Here is a 24,372-nt window from a genome sequence, read left to right on the forward strand (position 1 = left end):
CTAACTGTTCCGTACAAAGTTCGTTGCCGGGGCGACTTTACCTGCGAATAATCGATCGTGCCAGGCCTCACTCAATAACAAGGAACACCCGCCATGCACCGTTCGATTGCCACCGTTTCCTTGAGCGGCACCCTGCCGGAAAAACTCGAAGCCATCGCCGCCGCCGGTTTCGACGGCGTCGAGATCTTCGAGAACGACCTGCTGTACTACGCCGGCAGCCCCCGCGAGGTGCGCCAGTTGTGCGCCGACCTGGGGCTGGCCATCACCCTGTTCCAGCCGTTCCGCGATTTCGAGGGCTGCCGCCGCGACCGCCTGCGCAAGAATCTCGACCGCGCCGAGCGCAAGTTCGACCTGATGCAGGAACTGGGCACCGACCTGGTGCTGGTGTGCAGCAATGTCCAGCCCGACGCCCTGGGCGACGAACAGCTGCTGGTGGACGACCTGCGCCTGCTCGCCGAGCATGCCGGCGCGCGGGGCCTGCGCATCGGCTACGAGGCCCTGGCCTGGGGTCGCCATATCAATACCTGGCAACAGGTGTGGAACCTGGTGCGCCAGGCCGACCACCCGGCGCTGGGGGTGATCCTCGACAGCTTCCATACGCTGTCGCTCAACGGCGACCCCAGCGGCATCCGCGATATCCCCGGCGAGAAGATCTTCTTCGTGCAGATGGCTGATGCGCCGATCCTGGCCATGGACGTGCTGGAATGGAGCCGGCACTTCCGCTGCTTCCCCGGGCAGGGGGAAATGGACCTGGCGGGCTTCCTCGCGCCGGTCCTGGCCAGCGGCTATCGCGGCCCGCTGTCGCTGGAGATCTTCAATGACGGTTTCCGCGCAGCGCCACCCCGGCAGAACGCCGCCGATGGCCTGCGCTCGCTGCTGTACCTGGAGGAAAAGACCCGCCGCCATCTCGAGCGCGAGGCGCGGGCGGTCGAACCGGGCGTGCTGTTCGCGCCGCCGGCCGCCAGCCGCTACGACGGCGTGGAGTTCCTCGAGTTCGCCGTCGACGAGGCGGTCGGCGCACGCCTGGGCGCATGGCTCAAGCGCCTGGGCTTCGCCGAAGCGGGCGAGCACCGCAGCAAAGCCGTGCGTCTGCTGCGCCAGGGCGATATCAACATCGTCCTCAATGGCGAACCTTATTCGTTCGCCCACAACTTCTTCGAAGCCCATGGCCCGTCGTTGTGCGCCACGGCGTTGCGGGTCAACGCTTGCCAGGACGCCCTGCAGCGCGCCATGGCCTACCGTGGCCAGCCGTTCCGCGGCCTGGTCGGCCCCAACGAGCGCGAGATCCCGGCGGTGCGCGCGCCGGACGGCAGCCTGTTGTACCTGGTGCAGCCCGACGGCAACGGCCAGGCGCTCTACGACACCGATTTCCGCCTGGACCCGACAGCCCGCGCCAGCGGTGGCCTCAAACGTATCGACCACATGGCCCTGGCGTTGCCGGCCGAGGCCCTGGACAGTTGGGTGCTGTTCTACAAGAGCCTGTTCGACTTCACCGCCGACGACGAGGTGGTGTTGCCCGACCCCTATGGCCTGGTCAAGAGCCGTGCCCTGCGCAGCCACTGCGGCACCCTGCGGTTGCCACTGAACATCTCGGAGAACCGCAACACCGCCATCGCCCATGCCCTGGACAGCTATCGCGGCTCCGGCGTGCACCACGTCGCCTTCGACTGCGACGACATCTTCCGCGAGGTGGCCAGGGCCAAGGAGGCCGGCGTGCCGTTGCTGGAGATCCCGCTGAACTACTACGACGACCTGGCGGCGCGCTTCGATTTCGACGACGAGTTCCTCAGCGAGCTGGCGTACTACAACGTGCTGTACGACCGTGATGTCCAGGGCGGCGAGCTGTTCCATGTGTACACCGAGCCGTTCGAAGGGCGCTTCTTCTTCGAGGTCCTGCAGCGCAAGGGCGGCTATGCCGGCTATGGCGCGGCCAACGTGGCGGTGCGTCTGGCAGCGATGGCCAAGGCGCGCAGCGGGGCAGGGCGCAAGGTTGTGTTGTGAGCCAGGCCCTTGGCCGGCGACGGGGCTCTAGGCCAAACCTGACCAGCCGACCAACACTGCGCTTCCCAGCATCGCCCGGCTCACGGATAATTGCCCGGATTACTACAACGAGCCTGTGAGTCGGTATGAGTGATTCGGTCGTCAAGCCTGAAGTCGAAGGCCTGCGCAAGACGCGCAAGAACAATCCGGAAAAGACCCGTGAGAACATTCTCCAGGCCGCCATCACCGAGTTCGTCCAGCAAGGCCTGGCGGGTGCCCGGGTCGATGCCATCGCCGAGCGCACCGCCACCTCCAAGCGCATGATCTACTACTACTTCGGCAGCAAGGAGCAGTTGTACGTCGAGTGCCTGGTCAAGCTCTACGGCGACATCCGCAAGACCGAGCACAGCCTGGACCTCGACTCGCTGGCGCCCGAGCAGGCGATCCAGCGCCTGGTGGAGTTCACCTTCGACCACCACGCCAACAACGTCGATTTCGTGCGCATCGTCTGCACCGAGAACATCCACTACGGCGAGTACGTCAAGCAGTCGCCGGTGATCCGCGAGATGAGCAGCATGGTGCTCGACGCGCTGGGCAAGATCCTCGCCCGTGGCGTTGCCCAGGGCGTGTTCCGCCCCGGCATCGAAGTGATCGACCTGCATATGCTGATGAGCTCGTTCTGCTTCTACCGGGTGTCCAACCGCCATACCTTTGGCGACATCTTCCAGATCGACCTGTCCGACGAGCAGATCAAGCAACGCCACAAGCAGGTGATCTGCGAGGCGGTGATGCGTTACATCAAGGCCTGAATGCAGGCGCGGGGCATGCCCGCTCGCTCTTCCATGGGAGCGGGCATGCTCCGCGATGAGCTGCCTGGCGACTAGAACCTGGCGAAATGCGCCTGCATTCGCGCGGCATCCGCCGGGCGTCCACTGAACAGCTCGAACGCCTTGACCGCCTGGAACACCGCCATGGTGCCGCCATCGAGAGTGCGGCAGCCCAGGGCCCGGGCCTGGCGCAACAGCTCGGTCTCCAGCGGGAAATAGATGATCTCCGCCACCCATAGCCGTGCGTGCAGCAACGCCGGCGGCAAGGGAGTGCCCGGCAGCTTGGCCATGCCCACCGGCGTGGTGTTGACCAGACCATCGGCGCCGGCCAGGGTCTCGCCCAGATCGCTGCCGAGCATGGCACGGCCAGCGCCGAAGCGCTGCGTGAGATTGTCCACCAGTGCCTGGGCGCGGGCCGGGTCCACCTCGAACACGTGCAATTGTTCGACGCCTTCGGCCAACAGCGCATGAGCCACCGCCGCGCCTGCGCCTCCCGCGCCCAACTGCACTACGCGCCGTCTGGCCACGCCGGGCAGGCCCCGGCGCAGACCTTCGGCGAAGCCCAGGCAGTCGGTGTTGTGGCCGACCCGCCTGCCATCGCGCAGCACCACGGTGTTCACCGCGCCGATACCACGGGCCTCGTCCGACAGTTCGTCGAGCAACGGCAGGATCGCCTGCTTGAACGGGTAGGTGATGTTGAGCCCGCTGAATCCGGTGCGCTGGGCCGCGTCGAGCAACGCCGGCAGGGCGCTGTCGTCCAGGCCTAGTTGGTCGGCGTCGATCAGCCGGTACAGGTAGCGCAGCGCCTGGGCATCGCCTTCGTGTTCGTGCAGCGCCGGTGTGCGCGAAGCCTGGATGCCACGGCCGATGAGGCCGGCAAGGATACCTTGGGCGCTCATGCCGCGTGCTCGCGCAGCTGTTCGCTGAAATAGCCCAGGGCCATGCGGTAGCCCTGGCTGCCAAGGCCGCAGATCACCCCCACGGCGATGCTGGAGACGAACGACAGGTGGCGGAACGGCTCGCGCTTGTGCACGTTGGACAGGTGAACCTCGATCACCGGCAGCTCGCAGGCCACCAGGGCATCGCGGATGGCCACCGAGGTGTGGGTCCAGGCGGCGGGGTTGATCACGATGCCGTGGCAGCGGCCACGGGCGGCGTGAATCCAGTCGAGCAGCTCGCCTTCGTGGTTGGTCTGGCGGAACTCCAGTTCCAGGCCCAGCTCGCGAGCGCTGCCGGCGCACAGGCTGGCCAGGTCGGCGAGGGTTTCATGGCCGTACTGGGCGGGTTCGCGGGTGCCCAGCAGGTTGAGGTTGGGGCCGTTGAGCACGAGGATTCGGGGTGTCATGGCGGGTATCGCTTTGTTGTTTTTGAGTAGATCGATATTTGTACTATCTGGTTAGTTTCGTCAAATCCCGGAGCGTTGAAAACGGGCGATTATCGAACTCGCGCTGCTGGCCTTGTCGCGGGGCAAGGGACGAGAAAACACAGCGACCATGCCCGAGCAAAACACTCGGCTAAGCTTGTCCTCCAGGCGCACGGAATGACCAATACGGGAGAGCACATGAACATCCAGAAAACGCCCAGATGGGCCTTGGCGGCCCTCACCCTGGCCCTGGGGCTGCATGCCCAGGCCGCCGACAGCAAGCGCGTCGATGTGCTGCTGGTGGGCGGCGGCATCATGAGTTCCACCCTGGCGGTGTGGCTCAACGAGCTGGAGCCGGGTTGGTCGATGCAGATGGTCGAGCGCCTGGACAAGGTGGCGGAGGAGAGCTCCAACGGCTGGAACAACGCCGGCACTGGCCACTCGGCGCTGGCCGAGCTCAACTACACGCCGGAGAAGGACGGCAAGATCGACATCAGCAAGGCGGTGGAGATCAATGAGTCGTTCCAGGTAACCCGTCAGTTCCTCGCCTGGCAGGTCAAGCAGGGGGTGCTGAAGAACCCGCGTTCGTTCATCAATACCACCCCGCACATGAGTTTCGTCTGGGGCGACGACAACATCCGCTTCCTCAGGAAGCGCTACGAGGCGTTGCAGGCCAGCCCGCTGTTCAAGCCGATGCAGTATTCCGAGGACCACGCGCAGATCGCCAAGTGGGTGCCGCTGATGATGCAAGGGCGCGACCCCAACCAGAAGCTCGCCGTCACCTGGACGCCGATTGGCACCGATGTCAATTTCGGCGAGATCACCCGCCAGTACGTGGGCTACTTGCAGACCCGGCCGAACTTCGACCTCAAGCTGTCCAGCGAGGTGCAGGACATCAGTCGCAACGACGACGGCAGCTGGCACGTCGAGTACAAGAACCTCAAGGACGGCGGCACCGCGACCACCGACGCCAAGTTCCTGTTCATCGGTGCCGGCGGCGCCGCGTTGCACCTGCTGCAGAAGTCGGGCATCGACGAGGCCAAGGACTACGCCGGCTTCCCGGTGGGCGGCTCGTTCCTGGTCACCGACAACCCAGCCATCGCCCAGCGCCACATGGCCAAGGCCTACGGCATCGCCGCCACCGGCGCGCCGCCCATGTCGGTGCCGCACCTGGACACCCGGGTGCTCGACGGCAAGCGCATGATCCTGTTCGGGCCGTTCGCCACCTTCTCCACCAAGTTCCTCAAGGAAGGTTCGCTGCTTGACCTGTTCGCCAGCATGTCGCTGCACAACACCTGGCCGATGGTGCGGGTGGGGGTGCGCGAGTTCGACCTGGTGCAATACCTGATCGGCCAGTTGATGCAGTCCGATGATGACCGCTTCGCCGCCTTGCAGACCTACTTCCCCGAAGCGAAGAAGGAAGACTGGCGCCTGTGGCAGGCCGGGCAGCGGGTGCAGATCATCAAGAAAGACGACAACCTGGGCGGGGTGCTGAAGCTGGGCACCGAGGTGGTCACCGCCAAGGACGGCAGCATCGCCGGGTTGCTCGGCGCCTCGCCGGGCGCCTCGACCGCGCCGCCGATCATGCTCGATCTGCTGAACAAGGTGTTCAAGGACAAGGTGGCCACGCCTGAGTGGCAGGCGAAGATCAAGCAGATCATTCCGTCCTACGGCATCCGCCTGAACGAGCATCCGGACAAGGTCCAGGAAGAGTGGAGCTATACCAGCGAACTCCTGCAACTGGCATCGCCCAGCGAGGTGGTCGCGCCCTGAAGACCCGGACATGACCAACCGGCCACTGTGAAGTGGCCGGCACTGCCACACTGTTTTTTCTCCCCTTGGCCAAACTCCCGAGTGCCTGATCCACCATCCTCCGGACCGTCCCCTCCCGTACCGCCTGCACCGGCTCATGGCCAGCCCGCCACAAGCCCGAAAAGCGCCCTCAGACACCCGAGTCTTTCCCCGCCGAACTCCCGATGTTTTTTCCTTTGCCTGTCACCACAAGCTGCGAATGTTGGCCCCGTGGACAGGCCTCAGCCCCTCTGGATCAGGGTATACGGCCTGTGGCCACGGCAATGCGCGACCCACTCAACGTATGAACACGACGATAGGAGATTGCTTCATGTTTAAGCGTACTGTGATCGCCGCCTCCCTGGTGGCTGCTACCCTGGCTTCGGCCCAATCCATGGCTGCTGTTGTCGGTGGCGGCGCCACCCTGCCGGAAAACCTCTACAACGGCACCTCGAGCCTGCCGCGCCTGCTGCCGGCCGACTTCAGCTACACCGGTGTCGGCAGCGGTGGCGGCAAGACGGCGTTCCTGACCAACGCAGCGGCCTCGATCAACCAGCCAGCCGGCACCAACGTCGACTTCGCCGGCAGCGACTCGGTGCTGAGCGCTTCGGAACTGTCGACCTACAACAGCAGCAAGGCCGCCACCTGGGGCAAGCTGGTGCAGATCCCATCGGTGGGCACCTCCGTTGCCATCCCCTACAAGAAGTCGGGCGTGACCAACCTGCAACTGACCGGCGCTCAACTGTGCGGCGTGTTCTCCGGCACCACCACCACCTGGGGCCAACTGCTGGGCACCGCCGATACCACGCCGATCAAGGTCATCTACCGTTCCGGCAGCAGCGGCACCACCGAGCTGCTGTCGCGCTTCCTGGCTGACTCCTGCCCATCGTCCTTCGTGGTCAGCAGCACCTTCACCACCGCCAACGTGGGCAGCGAACCGGCCACCTGGCAAGCCGTCGCCGGCAGCGCCGACGTGGTCAACGCGGTCAACGCCACCGATGGCACCATCGGCTACGTCAGCCCTGACTATGTCGCCACCAGCAACAACGCCGTGGTCGCCCGCGTCAGCAAGAACGCCATGGCCGCCGGCACCGCGCCGCTGCCAACCGCCGCCAACGCCCGCACCGCCCTGGGTACCGCTGTCGCCCCGAGCACCGCCGCCGACCGCGCCGACCCAAGCAAGTGGGTGCCGATCTTCAACGCCGGTGGCGTGGTACCGACTTCGGGCTACCCGATCGTCGGCTACACCAACCTGCTGGTCGGCCAGTGCTACCAGACCGCCGCCGATGCCACCGCCATCCGCAGCTTCCTGACCGATCTGTACACCGGTGCCAAGGCCGCCACCATCGCCCAGCACTCCTTCGTCAGCCTGCCGGCCGCCTACGCCGCCGAGATCAAGAAGGTGTTCCTGGACAACGGCTACAACGAAGGCACCAACATCGCCAACGCTTCGGTCTGCAACGGTATCGGCCGTCTGTAAGCGTCACGCGAAGCGCCAGGCCCGCAACGGGCTGACAACCGACGGTGGCCGGCACGGCACCGTCGGTTTTCGCGTGTGCGCGTACCCCAGGCAGATGAACTTTGCATGACAAAGCTTCGGTCTGCGGCCAGGCCGACTGCCTTATGGCAAAGCGGCATCACCGCCGCACCGACCTGCCTTCCATGACCCTGCACAAGGAACCCTGCAATGTCGCGCGGCCAGCACCAGCCAGACCTACCAGCCACCGTCGCCCACCGGCGTCGCCAGCCTGCAGGCCACGCGCCGATGCTGCTCAAGCCCCTGGCCCAGGCCATCGCGCTGCTGTTGCTGTCAGGCACGGCCCAGGCCGCGCAGCCGTTCAGCTCGGCCTGGTTCGCGGCCAAGGGCGCGGCGCCCGCAGCCGGTGGTGGCGCTGCAGGTGGCCAAGTGCAGGTGCCCGGCGCGCCGCCACCGCTGGCCCAGCAGCAGCGCCTGCAGCAACGGTTCCAGCGCTCCCTGGGCAACCTCGACAACACCGTGGCCGCCATCGCCGCGCAGCAGGCGGCTCAGGCCGCCGGCCGCACCTTGGCGCAGGTGCAGCCGCAGACCGTGCCCAACGGCCTGGGCGAGGGCGGTCTGAAGGTCGACGAGAACCCGTTGACCAAGGGTTGGCAGAACGCCAAGGCGCCGCAGCAGAGCCAGGTGGGCGGCAAGACCCAGGTGCTGATCGAACAGACCGCCGACAAGGCGATTCTCAACTGGGAGACCTTCAACGTCGGCCGCGACACCACGGTCAAGTTCGACCAGCAGGCGCAGTGGGCGGTGCTCAACCGGGTCAACGACCCGAATGCCCGGCCGAGCCAGATCCACGGCCAGATCGAGGCCCAGGGCACGGTGATGCTGGTCAACCGCAATGGCGTGGTATTCGACGGCAGCAGCCAGGTCAACGTGCGCAACCTGGTGGCGGCGGCGGCGCAGGTCAGCGACGAGCAGTTCCGCGAACGCGGGCTGTATGTCGACAGCAACGGCAGCCAGGCCACCTTCACCCAGGCCGGCGGCAAGGTCGTGGTGCAACGTGGCGCGCAACTGCAGACCCGCGCGCCAGCCACCTCCACCGAGGGCGGCGGCTATGTGCTGCTGTTGGGCAGCGAGGTGAACAACGAAGGCCAGATCATCACACCCCAGGGCCAGGCAACGCTTGCCGCCGGTGACGACTTCTACATCCGCCGGGGCAGGGGCACCCAGGCCAACGCCTTCTCCACCACCCGTGGCAACGAGGTCGCCAGCAGCCTGAAGCCCGGCAGCAGCAGCGGCAGCGTGGTCAACAACGGACTGATCCAGGCGGCAGGCGGTGATATCACCCTGACTGGCCATGCCGTGCGCCAGGATGGCGTGGCCCTTGCCAGCACTGCGGTGGACAGGCGCGGCAGCATCCACCTGCTCAACCCGGCCAGCGACACCAGCGGCTCGGTCAGTTTCGGCAAGGGCAGCGTCACCGCCGTGCTGCTCGACGACAGCCAGGCCCTGGACAGCCAGCGCGAGGCCTCGCGGCAGGGTGTGGATGGGGTCAGCGGCAACAATGCCACGGGCCGCTTCGACAACCTGAGCAAGGTCATCGACCGCCCCGAGCAGTCGCGGGTGGAGGTGGTCAGCGGCGGCACCGTGCATTTCCAGGAGGGCGCCCTGACCCTGGCCACCGGCGGCCAGGTGGCCGTCAGTGCCGGGCTGCGCAGCCTGGTGGACGATGGCGCGCGCATCGACGTGGCCGGGGCCCTCGGGGTCAAGGTGGCGATGGAAAGCAATGTCATCAAGATCAATGTGCAGGGCAACGAACAGCGCGATGCGGCCGGTAACCGTGACAAGGGCGGCCTGATCAACCGCGATGTGTGGGTGGACGTGCGTGAGCTGGTGCATGTCGAGAAGGGCATCAACGGCTATGCCAGCGAGCGCTGGTACACCGCCGGTGGCCTGCTCGAGGTGGGCGGTTACCTGGGCACGCGCAACCACAGCGTCGGCGAGTGGATGGCCCAGGGCGGCACGGTGACCTTTACCGGCCAGGACCTGGTGACTCGCGCCGGTGCCGAGATCAACCTGTCCGGCGGCACCCTGGCGGTGCAGGACGGCTACATCCGCCAGAGCTGGCTGCGCGGTGAGGACGGCCGCCTTTACGAACTGTCGAAGGCCCCGGGCGACCTGCTCTACACCGGTCTCTACAACGGCTACGAGGCGCACAGCGCGCGCTGGGACCAGACCCGCACCTTCTACAACCCGCTGATTGCCCCCGGCCAGCGTTACGAGCAGGGTTATACCGTGGGCCGTGACGCCGGCAGCCTGGTGGTGGCGACCCAGAGCGCGCTGCTCGATGGCCAACTGATCGGCCAGACCTGGCAGGATGAGCGCCAGGTGCAGGCGCCGGTACGCGGGCGCGACGGCTATCGCCAGGTACACACTGCCCGGGCCCAGGGCGCGCAACTGGTGATCGGCCAACAGCTGCCCGGCTACCTCAGCGACGCCAAGGAGCTCGGCTTCAGCCTGACCCCGGTCATGCAGCAGGTGCTGATACGCCAGGGCGCCGGGGGGCAGAGCGCCGACGTCGGCCTGCAGGCACCGCTGGCTGAGCGGCGCCGTGGCCAGCTGGCACTCGACAGCGACTGGCTCAACGGATTGGAGCTAGGTGGTTTGAGTGTTGCCGCCCAGCGGCGCATCGAGGTCGATGATGCCGTGCGTCTGGCCGATGGCGGCAGCCTGACCCTCTATGCCCCGCAGGTCCAGGTCAATGCCGACCTGACCGCCAGGGGCGGGCAGATGGCCCTGGGCGATGTGTTCCGCCAGCGTGTTCTCGCCAGCCTGCAGGACCAGGCGCTGGCCACCCCGGCAGGGCTGCGCGCGCAGGTCGGCGTGGGCGCCGGGGTGCGCCTGGATGTCAGCGGTCTGCGCAGCGAGGGCACGGACTCAGGCGAGCGCGCCTGGCGCAACGGTGGCAGCCTGAGCCTGCGCAGCAGCGGCGATGTGCTGCTGGACAGCGGCAGCGTGATGGACGTGTCCGGCGGCGTGGTACGCGGCGAAGCCAACCGCCTGCTCGGTGGCAGTGGCGGCAGCCTGACCTTGCACAGCAGCGCGTTGAACAGCGCCGGGACCGGGCGGATGCGCCTCGACGGTGAGCTGCGCGGTTACGGCAGCAGCGGTGCGGGCACCCTGACCGTGGCCGCCGAGCGGGTGAGCGTGGGGGGGAGCGCGCAGGGCGAGACCGGCGTGCACCTGGCCGAGGACTTCTTCAACCGTGGTTTCGCGCATTACGCCATCACCGGCAACCATGGCCTGAGTGTGGCCGCCGGCAGCCGTATCGACGTCACCCGGCCGGTGGAGCAGCTCGACGCCAGCCGGCCGCTCGGCGATCCGGCGCTGATCGTGTTGGCGCCGCCGTTGGCGCAGAACGCGGTGGCCGGCAAGCTGGAGCCGCGCGCCGGCGCGAGCCTGGCCTTGGCGGCGGGTGATAGCCGCTTCGACCAGGCGAGCCGTGAAGCGGCGGTGCTCGAGGTCGGGCGCGGCGCGACGATCAGCGTCGACCCCTTGCAGTCCATCAGCCTGACCAGCACCGCGCAGTTGAGCCTGAACGGTACCCTCAATGCCTGGGGCGGCAGTGTCAGCCTGCTGCAGCAATGGTTGCCGACCATGGACTCCGGGGTGACGGAAGGGGCGCACCAACGCTCGATCCGCCTGGGTGACCAAGCCCTGATCGATGTGTCCGGGCGGGCGTTCAGCGCCCTGGATGCGCAAGGTCGCCGTTATGGGCGGGTCGACGCTGGCGGCAGCATCGTCATCGGCGGGCAGATCGACCATGACCAAGGTACCAGCAACGGCGCCTACCTGTTCCTGGACATGGCCGAGGGCGCTCGCCTGCGCGCCGATGGTGCCCAGGCCACGCTGGATATCCGTGGCCAGGGGCCGCTGGCCATGGCCAGCAACGGCGGGCGCATCAGCCTGGCGTCGAGCCACGGGCTGCGCCTGAACGGCAGCTTCAGCGCTGCTTCCGGTGGCCTTGGCGCCGCAGGCGGCAGCCTGGAGGTGGCGCTGGATAGTGGTCTCTACCTCAACGGTAGCCTGGTCGACGGAGTCAAGGCTCCCCGCGAGCTGGTCCTTGCCCAGGGCGCGGCCAACGTCGAGGACGGCCCGCTGCGCTATGGCCAGGGACGGCTCGACGTCGCCAGGATCAACGCAGGGGGCTTCGACAGCCTCTCGCTGCTCAGCGACGGCGTGGTGGCGTTCGACGGCGACCTCGACCTGCGCATGGCCCGCGGCCTGCAGCTGTACACCGGCTCGCTGGTGCTGGCCCAAGGGAGCGCCGGCGACGCCCGCGTCCACCTGCAGGCGCCCTATGTGCGGCTTGCCGGCAGTAACCATCGCAGCGCCGACCAGGCGACCCGGCCGACCCTCAAGGGTGGGCTGTCCACGCAAGGCAGCGCGGCGCTGTTGCAGGTCGACGCCCACCTGCTGGACCTGCGTGACGCCGTGACCCTAGGCGCCCATGGCAGCCTGGCGCTGGCCGCCGGTGGCGTATTGGACTTCGACCGCCGTGGTTTTGCCCTTGGCAGCCTGCGCAGCCAGGGCGACCTGCGGGTACTGGCCAAGGTCGGCGAAGGCACCGACAGGACCTTGCTGCGCAGCAATGCCGACCTGGAACTGCTCGCTGCGCAGATCTACCCGACCACCGGCGCCTTCGGCCAGATCGAGACGGGCAGCGACGCCACCTTGCGCATCGGCAGGGCCGGGCAAGGCACACCCGACCAGCCGTTCTCGGTGTTCGGCCGGCTGGCGCTGGTCGCCGGCAGGGTCGAGCAGGGCGGTGTGCTGCGCGCGCCCCTGGGCGGGTTGTCGCTGGGGCAGGAAACGGGGGGCACCAAGTCCGTCACCCTGCTGCCGGGCAGCATCACCTCGGTCAGCGCGGCAGGGCTGGTCATGCCCTACGGCGGGACGGTGGATGGCCTGAGCTACCTGTTCGCAGGCCAGGCGGTGAAGCTGCTGGGCGCGGCGGGTGACAGCCTGTATGGGGTATCGCTCAACGGCAAGTCCATCGACATCCGCCAGGACGCGCTGATCGACCTGTCCGGAGGCGGCACGTTGACCGGCGCCGGCTTCGTCTCCGGGCGTGGCGGCTCCACCGACGCCCGCTACCACCCGCTGATGCAACTCGATGGCGAGGGCCGCCTGGTCCTGCCCACGCTGGGCAGCAACCCGGTCTACGCCATTGTGCCGAGCTTCACCGGCCCTTATGCGCCGGTGACCGGCGAGGCCGGCGTGACGGCGCCGGGGATCGGCCAGCAGATCACCCTGGATGGCAGCGTTCCAGGCCTGGCGGCGGGCACCTACACCTTGCTGCCGGCCAGCTTTGCGCTGCTGCCGGGGGCGTTCAGGGTCGAGCTCAATGGCCTGGCCATGGCCGGGGGCAGCGCTGCCAGCCTGGCGATGCGCAACGGCTCCTGGACTACCACGGGCAGCCTGTCGGTGGCCAACACCGGTATCCGCCAGCCGCTGTCGAGCCAGGTGATCCTGACCTCGGGCGACGTGCTGCGGCGCTATTCGCAGTACAACGAAACCTCCTACGCTGCGTTCGCCCGTGCCGATGCCGTGGCCAAAGGCGTGCCGCGCGCGGCGATCGAGGCCGATGGCAAGTGGCTGAACCTGCGGGTGCAGGGCAACAACGAGGCCGGCAGTACCTTGCGCGTCGCTGGTCGGGTGAACTTCGCCGCCGCCGAAGGCGGTCATGCCGGCAGCGCGGCGGTGTTCGGCGCCCGTGGTCTTGAAGTGGTGGCCGATGGTGGCGCCGGCCGGGTCAGTGGCGAGAACATCGCGGTGTTGTCGGCCCGCGAGCTCAATGCCCTGCAGGCACCCCGGCTGACCTTGGGCGGCCGCGCCAATGTGCTCTACGGCCAGGGCGGCAACCAGATGACCTTCCTCGAAGGCACCAGTGATATCTGGTTGCGTTCGGGGGCGGTGCTGCAGGCCGGTGAAGTGTTCCTGACCAACAACGACCCGCGTGGTGGCATCGTCGTCGAGCAGGGGGCCGGGATCGTCACCCTTGGCCGAGGCGCGATGCCGTTCGATGCCAATGACGGCTACTTCATCAACAGCAACGGCCGTGCCTTGCTGGCGGTGTCCAATGGGCGGCTGGATGTGGTGTCGTCGCAGTTCACCAGCAGCTGGTCGCCGGGCTCCATCCTGATTGGCGGTTGCAGCGCCGGCGGTTGCCAGGGCACCACCCGGCTGTATTCGGACGGCTCGTTGTTCGCCGCCACCGACAAGACCTTCAGCCTCGATGACGGGGTGGCCTTCGGGACCCGGCACCTGGGCCTGGCGGTCGGGCGGATCAACGTCGGCAGTGCCGACGCGCTGGCTCGCGCCCTGGCGGACGGCGTGCTGGGCCAGGGCCTGACTCTCAACCAGCAGGTGCTCGACCGCCTGCTGCAGGGCAGCCCGGCCGAGGCTGTACCGGCACTGGAGACCCTGACCCTGGCGGCGTCCGACTCGCTGAACTTCTTCGGCACCACGGCGCTCGACACCTACGACCCGGTCACCGGCAAGAACCGCCTGCAGGCGCTGGTGCTCGGCGTGCCGGCCATCTATGGCCATGGCCAGGCCGGCGACCGGGCGACCATTCGCACCGAACGGCTGATCTGGAGCGGCACGCGCAACGCCGCGGGAGCGCCGATCGCGGGCGGGGCCGGCAGTGGCGATGGCCTGCTGGCAATCCGTGTCAAGGACCTGGAGTTCGGTTACGGCACCAACAGCCAGCCCGATGGCAGCGCCGACATGGCGCGCCAGACCCTGGGCTTCAGCCGCGTGGAACTGCACGCCAGCCATCAGGTGAGCGCCAACCACAAGGGCAGCCTGCTTGTCCACCACCGCCGTGGCGACTACCAGGCCAACGGCAGCTTCGCCTATAGCGGTGGTGACCTGCTGGTGGACACACCGCTGTGGACCGGCAGCGCCGGCTCGCTCAATCGTATCGAGGCCGGTGGCACCCTGCGCGTGCAGGGCGGCGGTGGCTTGCTTGCCAGCGGCCGTCAGGCCCTGGGTGCCGAGCTGAGCCTGAAGGCGCGGCAACTGCTGGTCGATGGCACCTTCAGCCTGCCCAGCGGCCGCCTGACCCTGCAGGCGCTGGACGACCTGCGCCTGGGCGACGCCGCGCGGCTGGACCTGGCCGGGCGTACCTTGACCCTCAATGACGTGACCCAGCACAGCTGGGGCGGCGAGCTGGTGCTGGGCAGCCAGTTCGGCAATATTCACCAGGCCGCTGGCGCGTTGATCGATCTCAGTGCCCGCGGCAACCGCGCCGGGCGCCTGACGGCCATCGCCCTGGGCGAGCAGGGCGGGCGCATCGAGCTGCTCGGCCAGATCCTCGGCGCGGCCAGTGGCCGTTACGACGCTGCTGGCACGCAGGTCCCGTACGCGGGCGGGGTGGTCGATATCCGCGCCCGGCAGCTGGACGACTTTGCCGGCCTCAACCAGCGCCTGAACCGCGACCAGGTGTTCGGTGCGCGCAGCTTCCAGATCAAGCACGGCGACCTGGTGATCGGCGATGAGCTCAAGGCCCAGCAGATCAACGTGTCGCTGGACAACGGGCAGCTCACGGTCAACGGCCACGTCGATGCCAGCGGCGAGCAGGTCGGCAGCATCCGCCTGGCCGCCAATCGAGGCCTGACCCTGGGCGCCGGAGCCTTGCTTGACGCCCATGGCAGTGTGCTGCGGGTCGACAGCTACGGCGCGATCATCGATGCGCCGAACCGTGCCGTGGTCGAGCTCAACAGCGGCCAGGGCCAGTTGACCCTGGCCAGCGGCGCACGCATCGACCTGCGCCACGGCATCGCCTCCGGGCAGGGCGATGGCCGCCAGCGCGGCACCCTGGAGCTGATCGCCCCACGCCTGGGCGGCGATACGGCGGGCGACATCGCCATCGACGTGCGTGGTCCGGTGGACATTCTCGGCGCGCGCTCCATCGCCGTGATCGGCAACCAGCGCTACACCGACGCGGCGCCGGGCGGCACCTCGGCCAGTGGCCGGCCGATCCAGGTCATCGACCAGGACTACTTGACCCGCAAGCACGACCTGAGTGTGCTGTTCATCGACAACCTGCTGCGCAACCGCGAGCTGCTCGACGTGCGCCTGGCCGGGCTGAACAATGCCCGCTACGCCCAGGCCCTGCACCTGCGCCCGGGTGTGGAGATCGCCACGGTCGATGCCGGCACCGACCTGGTGGTGCAGGGTGACCTGGACCTGTCCGGCCACCGCTACGCCAGCCTCAACCCGCTGACGCCGAAGACTGGCGTTTACGGTTCGGGCGAGGTAGGCAACCTGGTGCTGCGCGCCGGCGGCAACCTGGAGGTGTATGGCAGCATCAGTGACGGCTTCATGCCGCTGGACCTGGCCAGCGACGAAGCGCGCATGGACGGCAAGGGCTGGTTGCTGCTGCCCGGCAAGCAGCCGTTCGACAGCGACCTGGTGATCCCGCGCAGCGGCGTGGAGCTTGCCGAGGGCACGCAGTTCCCCGAAGGCAGCCTGCTCAACTTCGACCTGCCGTTCGCCGCCACCACCTTGCCGGCCAACCTGCGCCTGCCCAGCGCCATGAGCCTGTCGGCGCCGCTGACCCTGCCCGCGGGCACGGTACTCGAGGCCGCGGTACGTGACGCTGGCGGCAACTTGTTGTACGCCGCCGGCACGCTGCTGCGCGAGGCGGTCACCCTGGGTTCGGGCACGCACCTGGACGCCGGCAGCCGCCTGCCAGTCAGCGTGGCTGTGCAGGGTGGTATCTGGAGCAAGGGCATTGCCCTGCCCAGTGGTGGCCTCACCCAAGGCAGCGCGCTTACCCTGGCCGTGGGCTCGCGGCTGCCGGCGGGCACCGATGTCAAGCTCGCCGCAGGGGTCGACCTGATCGAGCTGCGCCCCGCAAGCAATGGCCAGCAGGGGCGTAACTGGGCGCTGGCGCAGATGTTGCCGGCAGGCTCGCAGTCGTGGTCGATGCGCCTGGTGGCCGGCGCCGACCTGGACGCCGCCGACAGCCGCATCACGCGTCCCGACATCGATGCCGGCGTGCTGCGCCTGGCCGACCTGCACTACATCGCGCAGCAGAAGCGCAGCGGGGGCGGGGCTGGCGGTACCGGCATGGTCTGGGGGCCGGACAACACCTACGGCATGGAACCCGGTACCCCGGTCGCCCCCGAGGACCTGGCGCTGTGCGACATCGCCGGTTGGTGCGAGCCGGCGGTGAAGAGCATCAAGGTGTGGGGCCCCGACAACACCTACGGCATGGAACCGGGCACGCCGGTGGCGCCCGAGGACCTGGTGTTGTGCGACATTGCCGGCTGGTGCGTGGACCAGGCGCTGGGGGGCAAGAAAATCTGGGTCTGGGGGCCGGACAACACCTATGGCATGGAGCCCGGCACCCCGGTGGCCGACGCCGACATGGAGCTGTGCTCGATCCCTGGCTGGTGCGTGGAGATCGACGCGCCGACCGAGCCCGAGCGTATCGAGGTCACGCCGCAGACCCTGATGTTCAGCGTGTTGCGCACGGGTACCGGCGACCTTGACCTGCTCAGCGCCGGTGACTGGCGCATGGACTCGCTGTTCGGCGTCTACACCGCCGGCACCCAGGCGCCGTCGCTGTGGCGCGACGGCGTCGATCCGCATCAGCTGGCCCGTGGCCGGCTGGCCGATGGCAGCTTGCTCGGCAGCGCCGGCGCGCCCTATGAGGCGTTGACCGAAAGCCTGTACCGCGCCTGGTATCCGGAGCAGGGCGGCAACCTGCGGATCACGGCCGGGGGTGATCTTACCGGCAACCTGGTGGCGAGCAAGACCGGCGGCGCCCTCTCCAGGCCGCAAGTAGCATCGGCCGCGGTGGGCAACTGGCTGTGGCGCCAGGGCCAGACCAGTGCCGATACCCCGGCGGCGTGGTGGGTCAACTTCGGTACCTTCGCCCAGCAGCCCCAGGCCTCGGTGGCCGAACCTTGGCTGGTGGGCTTCACCGGCATCGGCACCCTGGGTGGTGGCAACCTGGACGTCGGCGTGGGTGGCTCGGCCGGCCTGTTGCAGGCCAGCAACACCGCGGGCGTCGAGGCCGAGCGCAGCCAGGGCCTGAACCTGGTGGTCGGCGGCAGCGGCCGGATCGCCGAGGATGGTCGCCTGGTGCAGACCGGCGGCGGCGACCTGAACCTGCGGGTGGCCGGTGGCATCAACCCGGCGTCCGCGGCCCTGGAGATGGCGCGGGTCACCCCCGACCTGGGCGGCACGCTGGTCAACCTTCGCGGTGCCCTGAATGTCCAGGCGGGCAGCGTCGGGGTGGTCAGGCAGGTGTATGGCAGCAGCTTTGCCTTCAATGACAGCAGCGAGTCGCGCGCCTACGACCCGTATACCTCGACCAAGGCCGCGGCACTGGGTGGCCTGACGCTCATGCCCGGCGATGCCGCGGTGCGCCTGGACAGCCGCGGCGACCTGGTGGTGCAGGGTGTCGGTGACCCGGGCCGGGTGCCGCAGTTCAACATGACCGGCTTCCTCGGCGACAACGGTGTGCGCTACACCGGGCAGGGCAACAGCTGGTTCTCGTTGTGGCGCGAAACCACCGCCGTGGACATGCTCGCCCTGGGCGGCAATGTCACGCCGGTGAGCTTCGATGAGCTGCGTCCGGGCCGCAACCTGCCGCTCTACGGTGGCCGTCTGTTCTACCCGACGGCGCTGCGGGTGACGGCGGCCAACGGCAGCCTGTACTACGGCGGTTCGGCCAGCGAGCGCGGCATCGCCACCTCCGCCTATTCGCTGATGACCGCGCCCTCGGCGCGCAGCGACCTGCAACTGATCGCGGGTGAGTCGATCTATGCCGGCGGCTATGTGATCAGCCAGGCGGGCACCGACACCTCGGCCATCGCCACGCCGCAACGGCCGGCAATGCTTGGCCAGGACTTCTCGTACGTGTACCGGGCCAGCAACCTGAGCGCGGATATCGCCGCGAGCCTGGATGCGTCGCCGCTGTTCACCTATGGCCTGAACACCTACAAGGCCGGATCGCGGCCGCAGTCACCGGCGCGCTTCTATGCCCTGGCCGGGGATATCGTCGGCTTGAACAGCGGCGAGATCATCGAGTACCAGCAGACCGGGCTCAAGCTGTACCAGGGCGCGGGGCCGGTGCGGGTGATGGCGGGGCGCGACATCGTCAACGCCGGCAAGGCGCTGGGTGTCGAGCGCTTCGGCGCGCCAGGCATGGTGGCGGGGGACCAAGGCAACGTCTATTCCTCGGGCAACCTGGTCATCCATGGCGATGCTCTGGATGTCTCGCTGATCAGTGCCGGGCGCGACATTCGCCTGAGCACCTTCAATGTCGCCGGCCCTGGCCTGCTGGAAGTGGTCGCCGGGCGCAACCTGTTCCAGTCCGGCCAGGGCGTGGGCTCGGCTTATCAGGAGGCGGCGATCAACAGTGTCGGTCGGGTCGATGGCAGCGGTGGCGGTAACGACGGCGCGGCCATCGCCATCGTTGTCGGCGCCGGCAAGACCGGGCCGAACTATACCCGCCTGCTCGGGCGTTACCTGGGCACGGAGCAGACCCCGACGGACCAGCCGTTCAAGGTCTACGACCAGGAGCTGCAGGCCTGGCTGCGCGAACGCTTCGGCTTCATCGGCGACAACGCCGCAAGCCGTGCCTATTTCGCCGCCTTGCCCGCCGAGCAGCAGCGCATCTTTGCCCGGCAGGTCTACTTCAGCGAGCTGCGTGAAGGCGGGCGCGAGTACAACGACGTCAACGGCCCGCGTACCGGCAGCTACCTGCGCGGTCGCCAGGCGATCGCCGCGTTGTTCCCCGACAAGGACGTGGCTGGCAATTCGATCCGCTACGACGGCAGCGCCACCTTCTATGGCGGCGCGGGTATCCACACCGATTTCGGCGGTGGCATCCAGGTGCTGACCCCGGGTGGCCAGCAGGTGTTCGGCATCGAGGGCGAAGCGCCGCCGTCCACCGCCGGGGTGATCACCCAGGGCAGCGGCGATATCCAGCTGTACTCGCAGGGCAGTATCCTGCTCGGCCAGAGCCGGATCATGACCACCTTCGGCGGCTCGATCCTCGGCTGGTCGGCCCAGGGCGACATCAACGCCGGTCGCGGCTCGAAGACCACCGTGGTGTACACGCCGCCCAAGCGCACCTACGACCTTTGGGGCAACGTCGGCCTGGCGCCGAGCGTGCCGAGCACCGGTGCCGGTATCGCCACGCTCAACCCGATTGCCGAGGTGGCGCCGGGGGATATCGACCTGATCGCACCGTTGGGCACCATCGATGCCGGCGAGGCGGGGATCCGCGTGTCGGGCAACGTCAACATCGCCGCGCTGCAGGTGGTCAACGCTGCCAACATCCAGGTCCAGGGCGATGCCCAGGGCATGCCGGTGGTGGCCGCAGTGAATACCGGGGCGATCGCTTCGGCCAGCGCCGCGGCGTCGTCGGCGAGCCAGGCGGCCGAGGAGGCGGGCCGCCAGCAACAGGCCGCGTCGCGCCAGCGCCTGCCGTCGGTGATCACCGTGCAGGTGCTGGGCTTCGGTGGCGAGCGGCTGGTGCCGGGGCAGGACGGGGCGAGCCTCAACCCGCAGTACAACCGCCAGAGCCCGGTCCAGGTGCTGGGCGCGGGGGCGCTGGATGAGCGGGCCAAGGCGCAATTGACCGAGGAGGAGCGGGGCAACCTGTTGCTGTGAGGGGCCGCGCCACGGCCCCTGGTTGGCTCAATGCGCCCCGGCGCCCTTGCTCAGGTCGCTCTCGGCCCAGTCGGTGTAGATGCATGCATCCGCCACGGCCCAGCGCACCCTGACCTGGTCGCCCGGCTGCATGGGCATGCCCGCGGCGGACAGCGCCTTGACCGTCAGCGCCGTGCCGCCCTGGGTGACCACATGGCAGGTCTGGCTTTCGCCGAGGAACAGCAGCTCTGCGACCGTGGCGGTGACTTCGTTCCAACCTGCCGGCAAGGGTTCACGCGCCGCCTGTTCGACGGTCAGCGCCAGGGCTTTTTCCGGGCGCACCATGATCAGCGCTTCCTGGCCGTTGGCCAGGCCCGGGGTCAGGCGCACCGTTACCGGCTGGCCCTCGAAGTGCCCGGCGCCGTTGCCGCTGGCAGTGAAACGCAGGAAGTTGGAGTTGCCCAGAAACGAGGCGACGAAGGCATTCGGCGGGTTCTGGTAGAGGTCGTAGCCGGTGCCCAGGCCGACGATGCGGCCATGGCTGAAGATGGCGATGCGCTGGGACAGGCGCATTGCCTCCTCCTGGTCGTGGGTCACGTAGACGATGGTGATGCCCAGGCGCCGGTGCAGCTGGCGCAGTTCGTCCTGCAGGTCTTCGCGCAGCTTCTTGTCCAGTGCGCCGAGCGGTTCGTCCATCAGCAGGATGCGCGGCTCGTACACCAGCGCGCGGGCGATCGCCACGCGCTGCTGCTGGCCGCCGGACATCTGCGAGGGCTTGCGGTGGGCGAAGGGTTCCAGGCGTACCAGCTTGAGCATCGCCTCCACGCGCTTGCGGGTCTCGTCGGCGCCGAGCTTGCGGATGGCCAGGGGGAAACCGATGTTGTCGCGCACGTTCAGGTGCGGGAACAGCGAGTAGCGCTGGAACACCATGCCGATGTCGCGCTTGTGCGGCGGCACGCTGACCAGCGACTGGCCGTCGACGAGGATCTCGCCGCTGCTGGGCGTTTCGAAGCCGGCCAGCATCGACAGGGTAGTGGACTTGCCCGAGCCGCTGGAGCCGAGGAAGGTGAGGAACTCGCCGTCCTGGATCTCCAGGTCCAGGTTGTCCACGGCGGTGAAGTCGCCGTAGTGCTTGTTCAGGCCGCGCAGGCTGACCAGGGTCTGGTTGCGGGTATCGTCTTTGATCACTGCACTCATTGTCATTGTCTCCGGGCAGTCAGGCGTTTTCGGCGCGCCGGCGCAGGGCGGCGGCAATGAACATCACAAGCAGGGACAGGCCAATCAGCAGCGTCGAGGCCACCGCGATCACCGGGCTCAGGTCCTGGCGCAGGGTGGTCCACATCTTCACCGGCAGGGTCTGCAAGTCGGGGCTGGCCATCATCACGCTCAGCACCACCTCGTCCCACGACACCAGGAAGGCGAACAGGCCGCCGGCGATCATCCCCGGGCGAATTGCCGGGAAGGTCACCTTGAAGATCGCCTGCAGGCGCGAGGCGCCGCAGATCACCGCGGCGTCCTCGATGGACTGGTCGAACAGCTTGAGCGAGTTGATGATCGAGATGATGGTGAAGGGCAGGGCGACGATCACATGGCTCACCACGAAGGCGAACAAGGTGCCGGTGTAGCCCAGCTTGAGGAACAGCGCGTACACCGCCACGGCGATGATCACCAGGGGCACGATCATCGGCATGGTGAAAAGCCCGTACAGCAGCTCGCGGCCCGGGAACCGACCGCGCACCAGGGCAAAGGCGGTGGGCAGGCCGAGCGCCACGGCGGCGAAGGTGGTGAGCAGCGCCACCTTGAGGCTGGCCAGCGCCGCGTCCATCCACTCGGGGTTGGCGAAGAACTGCGCGTACCACTTGAAGGTCCAGCCCGGCGGCGGGAACACCAGCCACTGTGACGAGCCGAACGACAGCAGGATGATGAACACCACCGGCAGCAGCAGGAAGGCGGCGATCAGCCCGGTGGTCAGGTACAGCCCGGTGCGCAGCGGGCGACCCATGGCATTGGGGGAAAGCAGCATGGCGGTTTACCTCGCGTTGCCGACCGGAGACTCCGGCTGCAGCTTCAGGTACAGGTAGAAGAGCACCAGGGTGATCACCACCAGCAGCGCGGCGGCGGCGCTGGCCAGGCCCCAGTTGAGGAACGACTGCACCTGCTGGATGATGAACTCGGGCAGCATCATGTTCTGCGCGCCGCCGAGCAGGGCCGGGGTGACGTAGTAACCGAGCGACATGACGAACACCATCAGCGCGCCGGAGAACAGCCCCGAGCGGCACAGCGGCAGGAACACCTTCCAGAAGTTGGTCCAGGGGCTGGCGCCGCATATGGAACCGGCCTGCAGCACCATCGGGTCGATGGCGTGCATGGTCGCCTGCAACGGCAGGACGATGAACGGGATCATGATGTAGCTCATGCCGATCACCACGCCGGTGAGGTTGTGCACCATCTCCAGCGGGGCGTCGATGATGCCCATGGCCATCAACGCCTTGTTGATCACCCCCGAGCTCTGCAGCAACACCAGCCACGAGTAGGTGCGCGCCAGCAGGCTGGTCCACATCGACAGCAGCACGATGTTCAGCAGCCAGCGACCCCAGCCCTTGGGCACCAGGGTGATTGCCCAGGCCAGCGGGAAGCCCAGCAGCACGCTGATCAGGGTGACCAGGCCGGCCACCGAGAAGGTGTTGAACAGCACCCGGGCATAGGCCGAGTTGGCGAACAGCTGCGCATAGTTGCCAAGGCCCGGCTCGGGCTCCAGCACCCCGCGCAGCAGCAGGCCGACCAGCGGGGCGAAGAAGAACAGGCCGAGGAACAGCAGCGCCGGCAGCAGGTTGCGGCTGCCGCGCCAGCGTTGGCTGATGGGCGGGCGACGCTCGGCCGCCCCGGGAGCGCCGGTGCCGCTGGGGGCACCTTGCGCGTTGTGCAGGGCATTGATGGCGACTTTCATTTGACCAGCCACTCATTCCAGCGGGCGGCGATGGCCTGGCCGTTCTTCGCCCAGTAGGCGAAGTCCAGGGTCACCTGGTCCTGGGCGTAGGCGGTCGGCAGGTTCGGCGCAAGGTCTTTGTCGAGCTTGGCCACGCTGTCGACGTTGACCGGGGCATAGGCGGTCTTGTTGGCGAACTCGGCCTGGCCTTCGGCGCTGCTGGCGTTGGCCAGGAACTTCATGGCTGCGTCCTTGTTCTTCGCGCCTTTGGGGATGACCAGGAAATCGGCCATGACCAGGTTCTGCTTCCAGCTCACGCCGACCGGCGCGCCGTCCTGCTGCAAGGCATACACGCGGCCGTTCCAGAACTGCCCGAGCGAGGCTTCACCCGAGGCCAGCAGTTGCTGCGACTGGGCGCCGCCGCCCCACCAGACGATGTCTTTCTTGATGGTGTCGAGCTTCTTGAAGGCGCGGTCCAGGTCCAGCGGGTACAGCTTGTCGGGCGCCACGCCGTCGGCCAGCAGGGCCAGTTCGAGCACGCCGGGGCTGGGCCACTTGTACAAGGCGCGCTTGCCGGGGTAGGTCTTGGTGTCGAACAGGGCGGACCAGTCCACCGGCTTGTTGGCGCCGAGCTTGCCCTCGTTGTAGCCGAGCACGAAGGAGAAGAAGAACGAGCCGACGCCATGGTCGGAGACGAAGCGCGGGTCGATCTTGTCGCGCTGGATCTGTTTGAAATCGAGGGGTTCGAGCAGGCCTTCGCTGGCGGCGCGCAGGGCGAAGTCGGCTTCGACATCGACCACGTCCCACTGCACGTTGCCGCTCTCGACCATGGCCTTGAGCTTGCCGTAGTCGGTGGGACCGTCCTGCACCACCTTGATGCCGGACGCCTTGCTGAAGGGTTCGGCCCATGCGGCCTTCTGCGCATCCTGGGTGGTCCCGCCCCAGCTGACGAAGTTCAGGCTGTCGGCCGCCTGGGTGGCCTGGCAGGCCAGGGTCAGCAGGCTGGCGGACAGCACTGCGGTTACTCGTTTGCTCAACAGCATGGTTACGCCCTCGTTGCTTTTGTTATTCGAGGCGGGCTTCTGTCGCCCGCCAATCATGTTCGGGGAGCAGCGTCAAACGGGTGGAGCATGGCCGTCATGTCAGTGTAGGTGCGGCCGGCAGAATTCAAGGTCTACGGAATGTCATATTATGGTATTCCAAACTTTTCGCAAGAGGTCGGCGCTGACCGGCCATCACTCCGCGTGGCGACAGGACCGTTTTGCGGCCCATCGCCGGCAAGCCGGCTCCCACAGATACGGCGCGGGTCTCAGGAATTGCGAGGTCCCTG

At 67.8% G+C, this 24,372-nt stretch carries 11 protein-coding genes; 5 read left to right on the top strand and 6 right to left on the bottom strand.

The window, feature by feature from the left end:
* Positions 1-93 precede the first annotated feature (93 nt).
* Positions 94-2,001 carry a 3-dehydroshikimate dehydratase QuiC gene (gene quiC, locus BMY03_RS11180; RefSeq protein ID WP_094011073.1) on the top strand — a complete coding sequence of 636 codons (1,908 nt, stop codon included), beginning with the start codon at positions 94-96 and terminating at the stop codon, positions 1,999-2,001.
* A 125-nt stretch (positions 2,002-2,126) separates the two neighbouring features.
* Entirely contained in the window at positions 2,127-2,789 is a 663-nt protein-coding gene (locus BMY03_RS11185) for a TetR/AcrR family transcriptional regulator (RefSeq protein WP_038705885.1), read from the top strand.
* 71 nt (positions 2,790-2,860) lie between these two features.
* Here BMY03_RS11185 and BMY03_RS11190 read toward each other — a convergent pair whose 3' ends face one another.
* Positions 2,861-3,706, bottom strand: coding sequence for a shikimate dehydrogenase (locus BMY03_RS11190; RefSeq protein ID WP_046856017.1), 846 nt, complete (start codon positions 3,704-3,706; stop codon positions 2,861-2,863).
* Positions 3,703-4,152, bottom strand: coding sequence for a type II 3-dehydroquinate dehydratase (gene aroQ / locus BMY03_RS11195; protein ID WP_094011074.1), 450 nt, complete (start codon positions 4,150-4,152; stop codon positions 3,703-3,705). The genes BMY03_RS11190 and aroQ overlap by 4 nt, the downstream gene beginning before the upstream one ends.
* 216 nt (positions 4,153-4,368) lie before the next feature.
* Between aroQ and mqo the strand changes: the two genes are divergently transcribed.
* From mqo to BMY03_RS11210, 3 genes are all read left to right on the top strand, one after another.
* The gene (mqo, locus tag BMY03_RS11200) at positions 4,369-5,943 is read left to right on the top strand and encodes a malate dehydrogenase (quinone) (RefSeq protein WP_094011075.1); all 1,575 of its coding nucleotides are present in this window, start codon (positions 4,369-4,371) and stop codon (positions 5,941-5,943) included.
* A gap of 349 nt (positions 5,944-6,292) precedes the next feature.
* Positions 6,293-7,441 (top strand): substrate-binding domain-containing protein, encoded by a 1,149-nt coding sequence (locus tag BMY03_RS11205; RefSeq protein WP_023632777.1) that lies wholly within the window; start codon positions 6,293-6,295, stop codon positions 7,439-7,441.
* A gap of 207 nt (positions 7,442-7,648) precedes the next feature.
* Entirely contained in the window at positions 7,649-20,137 is a 12,489-nt protein-coding gene (locus BMY03_RS11210; protein ID WP_094011076.1) for a filamentous hemagglutinin family protein, read from the top strand.
* A 27-nt stretch (positions 20,138-20,164) separates the two neighbouring features.
* Here BMY03_RS11210 and BMY03_RS11215 read toward each other — a convergent pair whose 3' ends face one another.
* The 4 genes from BMY03_RS11215 to BMY03_RS11230 are packed head-to-tail and all read right to left on the bottom strand — an operon-like array spanning position 20,165 to position 24,085.
* A complete protein-coding gene (locus tag BMY03_RS11215; protein ID WP_038705889.1) occupies positions 20,165-21,313 on the bottom strand; it encodes an ABC transporter ATP-binding protein in 1,149 nt (382 codons plus the stop codon).
* 19 nt (positions 21,314-21,332) lie between these two features.
* Positions 21,333-22,139 (bottom strand): ABC transporter permease, encoded by an 807-nt coding sequence (locus tag BMY03_RS11220; protein WP_038705890.1) that lies wholly within the window; start codon positions 22,137-22,139, stop codon positions 21,333-21,335.
* A gap of 6 nt (positions 22,140-22,145) precedes the next feature.
* Positions 22,146-23,063 (bottom strand): ABC transporter permease, encoded by a 918-nt coding sequence (locus BMY03_RS11225; RefSeq protein ID WP_038705891.1) that lies wholly within the window; start codon positions 23,061-23,063, stop codon positions 22,146-22,148.
* Positions 23,060-24,085 (bottom strand): ABC transporter substrate-binding protein, encoded by a 1,026-nt coding sequence (locus tag BMY03_RS11230; protein WP_094011077.1) that lies wholly within the window; start codon positions 24,083-24,085, stop codon positions 23,060-23,062. The genes BMY03_RS11225 and BMY03_RS11230 overlap by 4 nt, the downstream gene beginning before the upstream one ends.
* Positions 24,086-24,372: the final 287 nt, after the last annotated feature.

This window comes from Pseudomonas soli, assembly GCF_900110655.1.
GTDB classification, from domain to species: domain Bacteria; phylum Pseudomonadota; class Gammaproteobacteria; order Pseudomonadales; family Pseudomonadaceae; genus Aquipseudomonas; species Aquipseudomonas soli.

Bases quoted from the DNA above. Each gene is read 5' to 3' on its own strand.
- aroQ (WP_094011074.1), bottom strand. From the start codon at position 4,152: ATGACACCCCGAATCCTCGTGCTCAACGGCCCCAACCTCAACCTGCTG.
- BMY03_RS11205 (WP_023632777.1), top strand. From the start codon at position 6,293: ATGTTTAAGCGTACTGTGATCGCCGCCTCCCTGGTGGCTGCTACCCTG.
- BMY03_RS11190 (WP_046856017.1), bottom strand. From the start codon at position 3,706: ATGAGCGCCCAAGGTATCCTTGCCGGCCTCATCGGCCGTGGCATCCAG.
- quiC (WP_094011073.1), top strand. From the start codon at position 94: ATGCACCGTTCGATTGCCACCGTTTCCTTGAGCGGCACCCTGCCGGAA.
- BMY03_RS11220 (WP_038705890.1), bottom strand. From the start codon at position 22,139: ATGCTGCTTTCCCCCAATGCCATGGGTCGCCCGCTGCGCACCGGGCTG.
- BMY03_RS11215 (WP_038705889.1), bottom strand. From the start codon at position 21,313: ATGAGTGCAGTGATCAAAGACGATACCCGCAACCAGACCCTGGTCAGC.
- BMY03_RS11210 (WP_094011076.1), top strand. From the start codon at position 7,649: ATGTCGCGCGGCCAGCACCAGCCAGACCTACCAGCCACCGTCGCCCAC.
- mqo (WP_094011075.1), top strand. From the start codon at position 4,369: ATGAACATCCAGAAAACGCCCAGATGGGCCTTGGCGGCCCTCACCCTG.
- BMY03_RS11225 (WP_038705891.1), bottom strand. From the start codon at position 23,063: ATGAAAGTCGCCATCAATGCCCTGCACAACGCGCAAGGTGCCCCCAGC.
- BMY03_RS11230 (WP_094011077.1), bottom strand. From the start codon at position 24,085: ATGCTGTTGAGCAAACGAGTAACCGCAGTGCTGTCCGCCAGCCTGCTG.
- BMY03_RS11185 (WP_038705885.1), top strand. From the start codon at position 2,127: ATGAGTGATTCGGTCGTCAAGCCTGAAGTCGAAGGCCTGCGCAAGACG.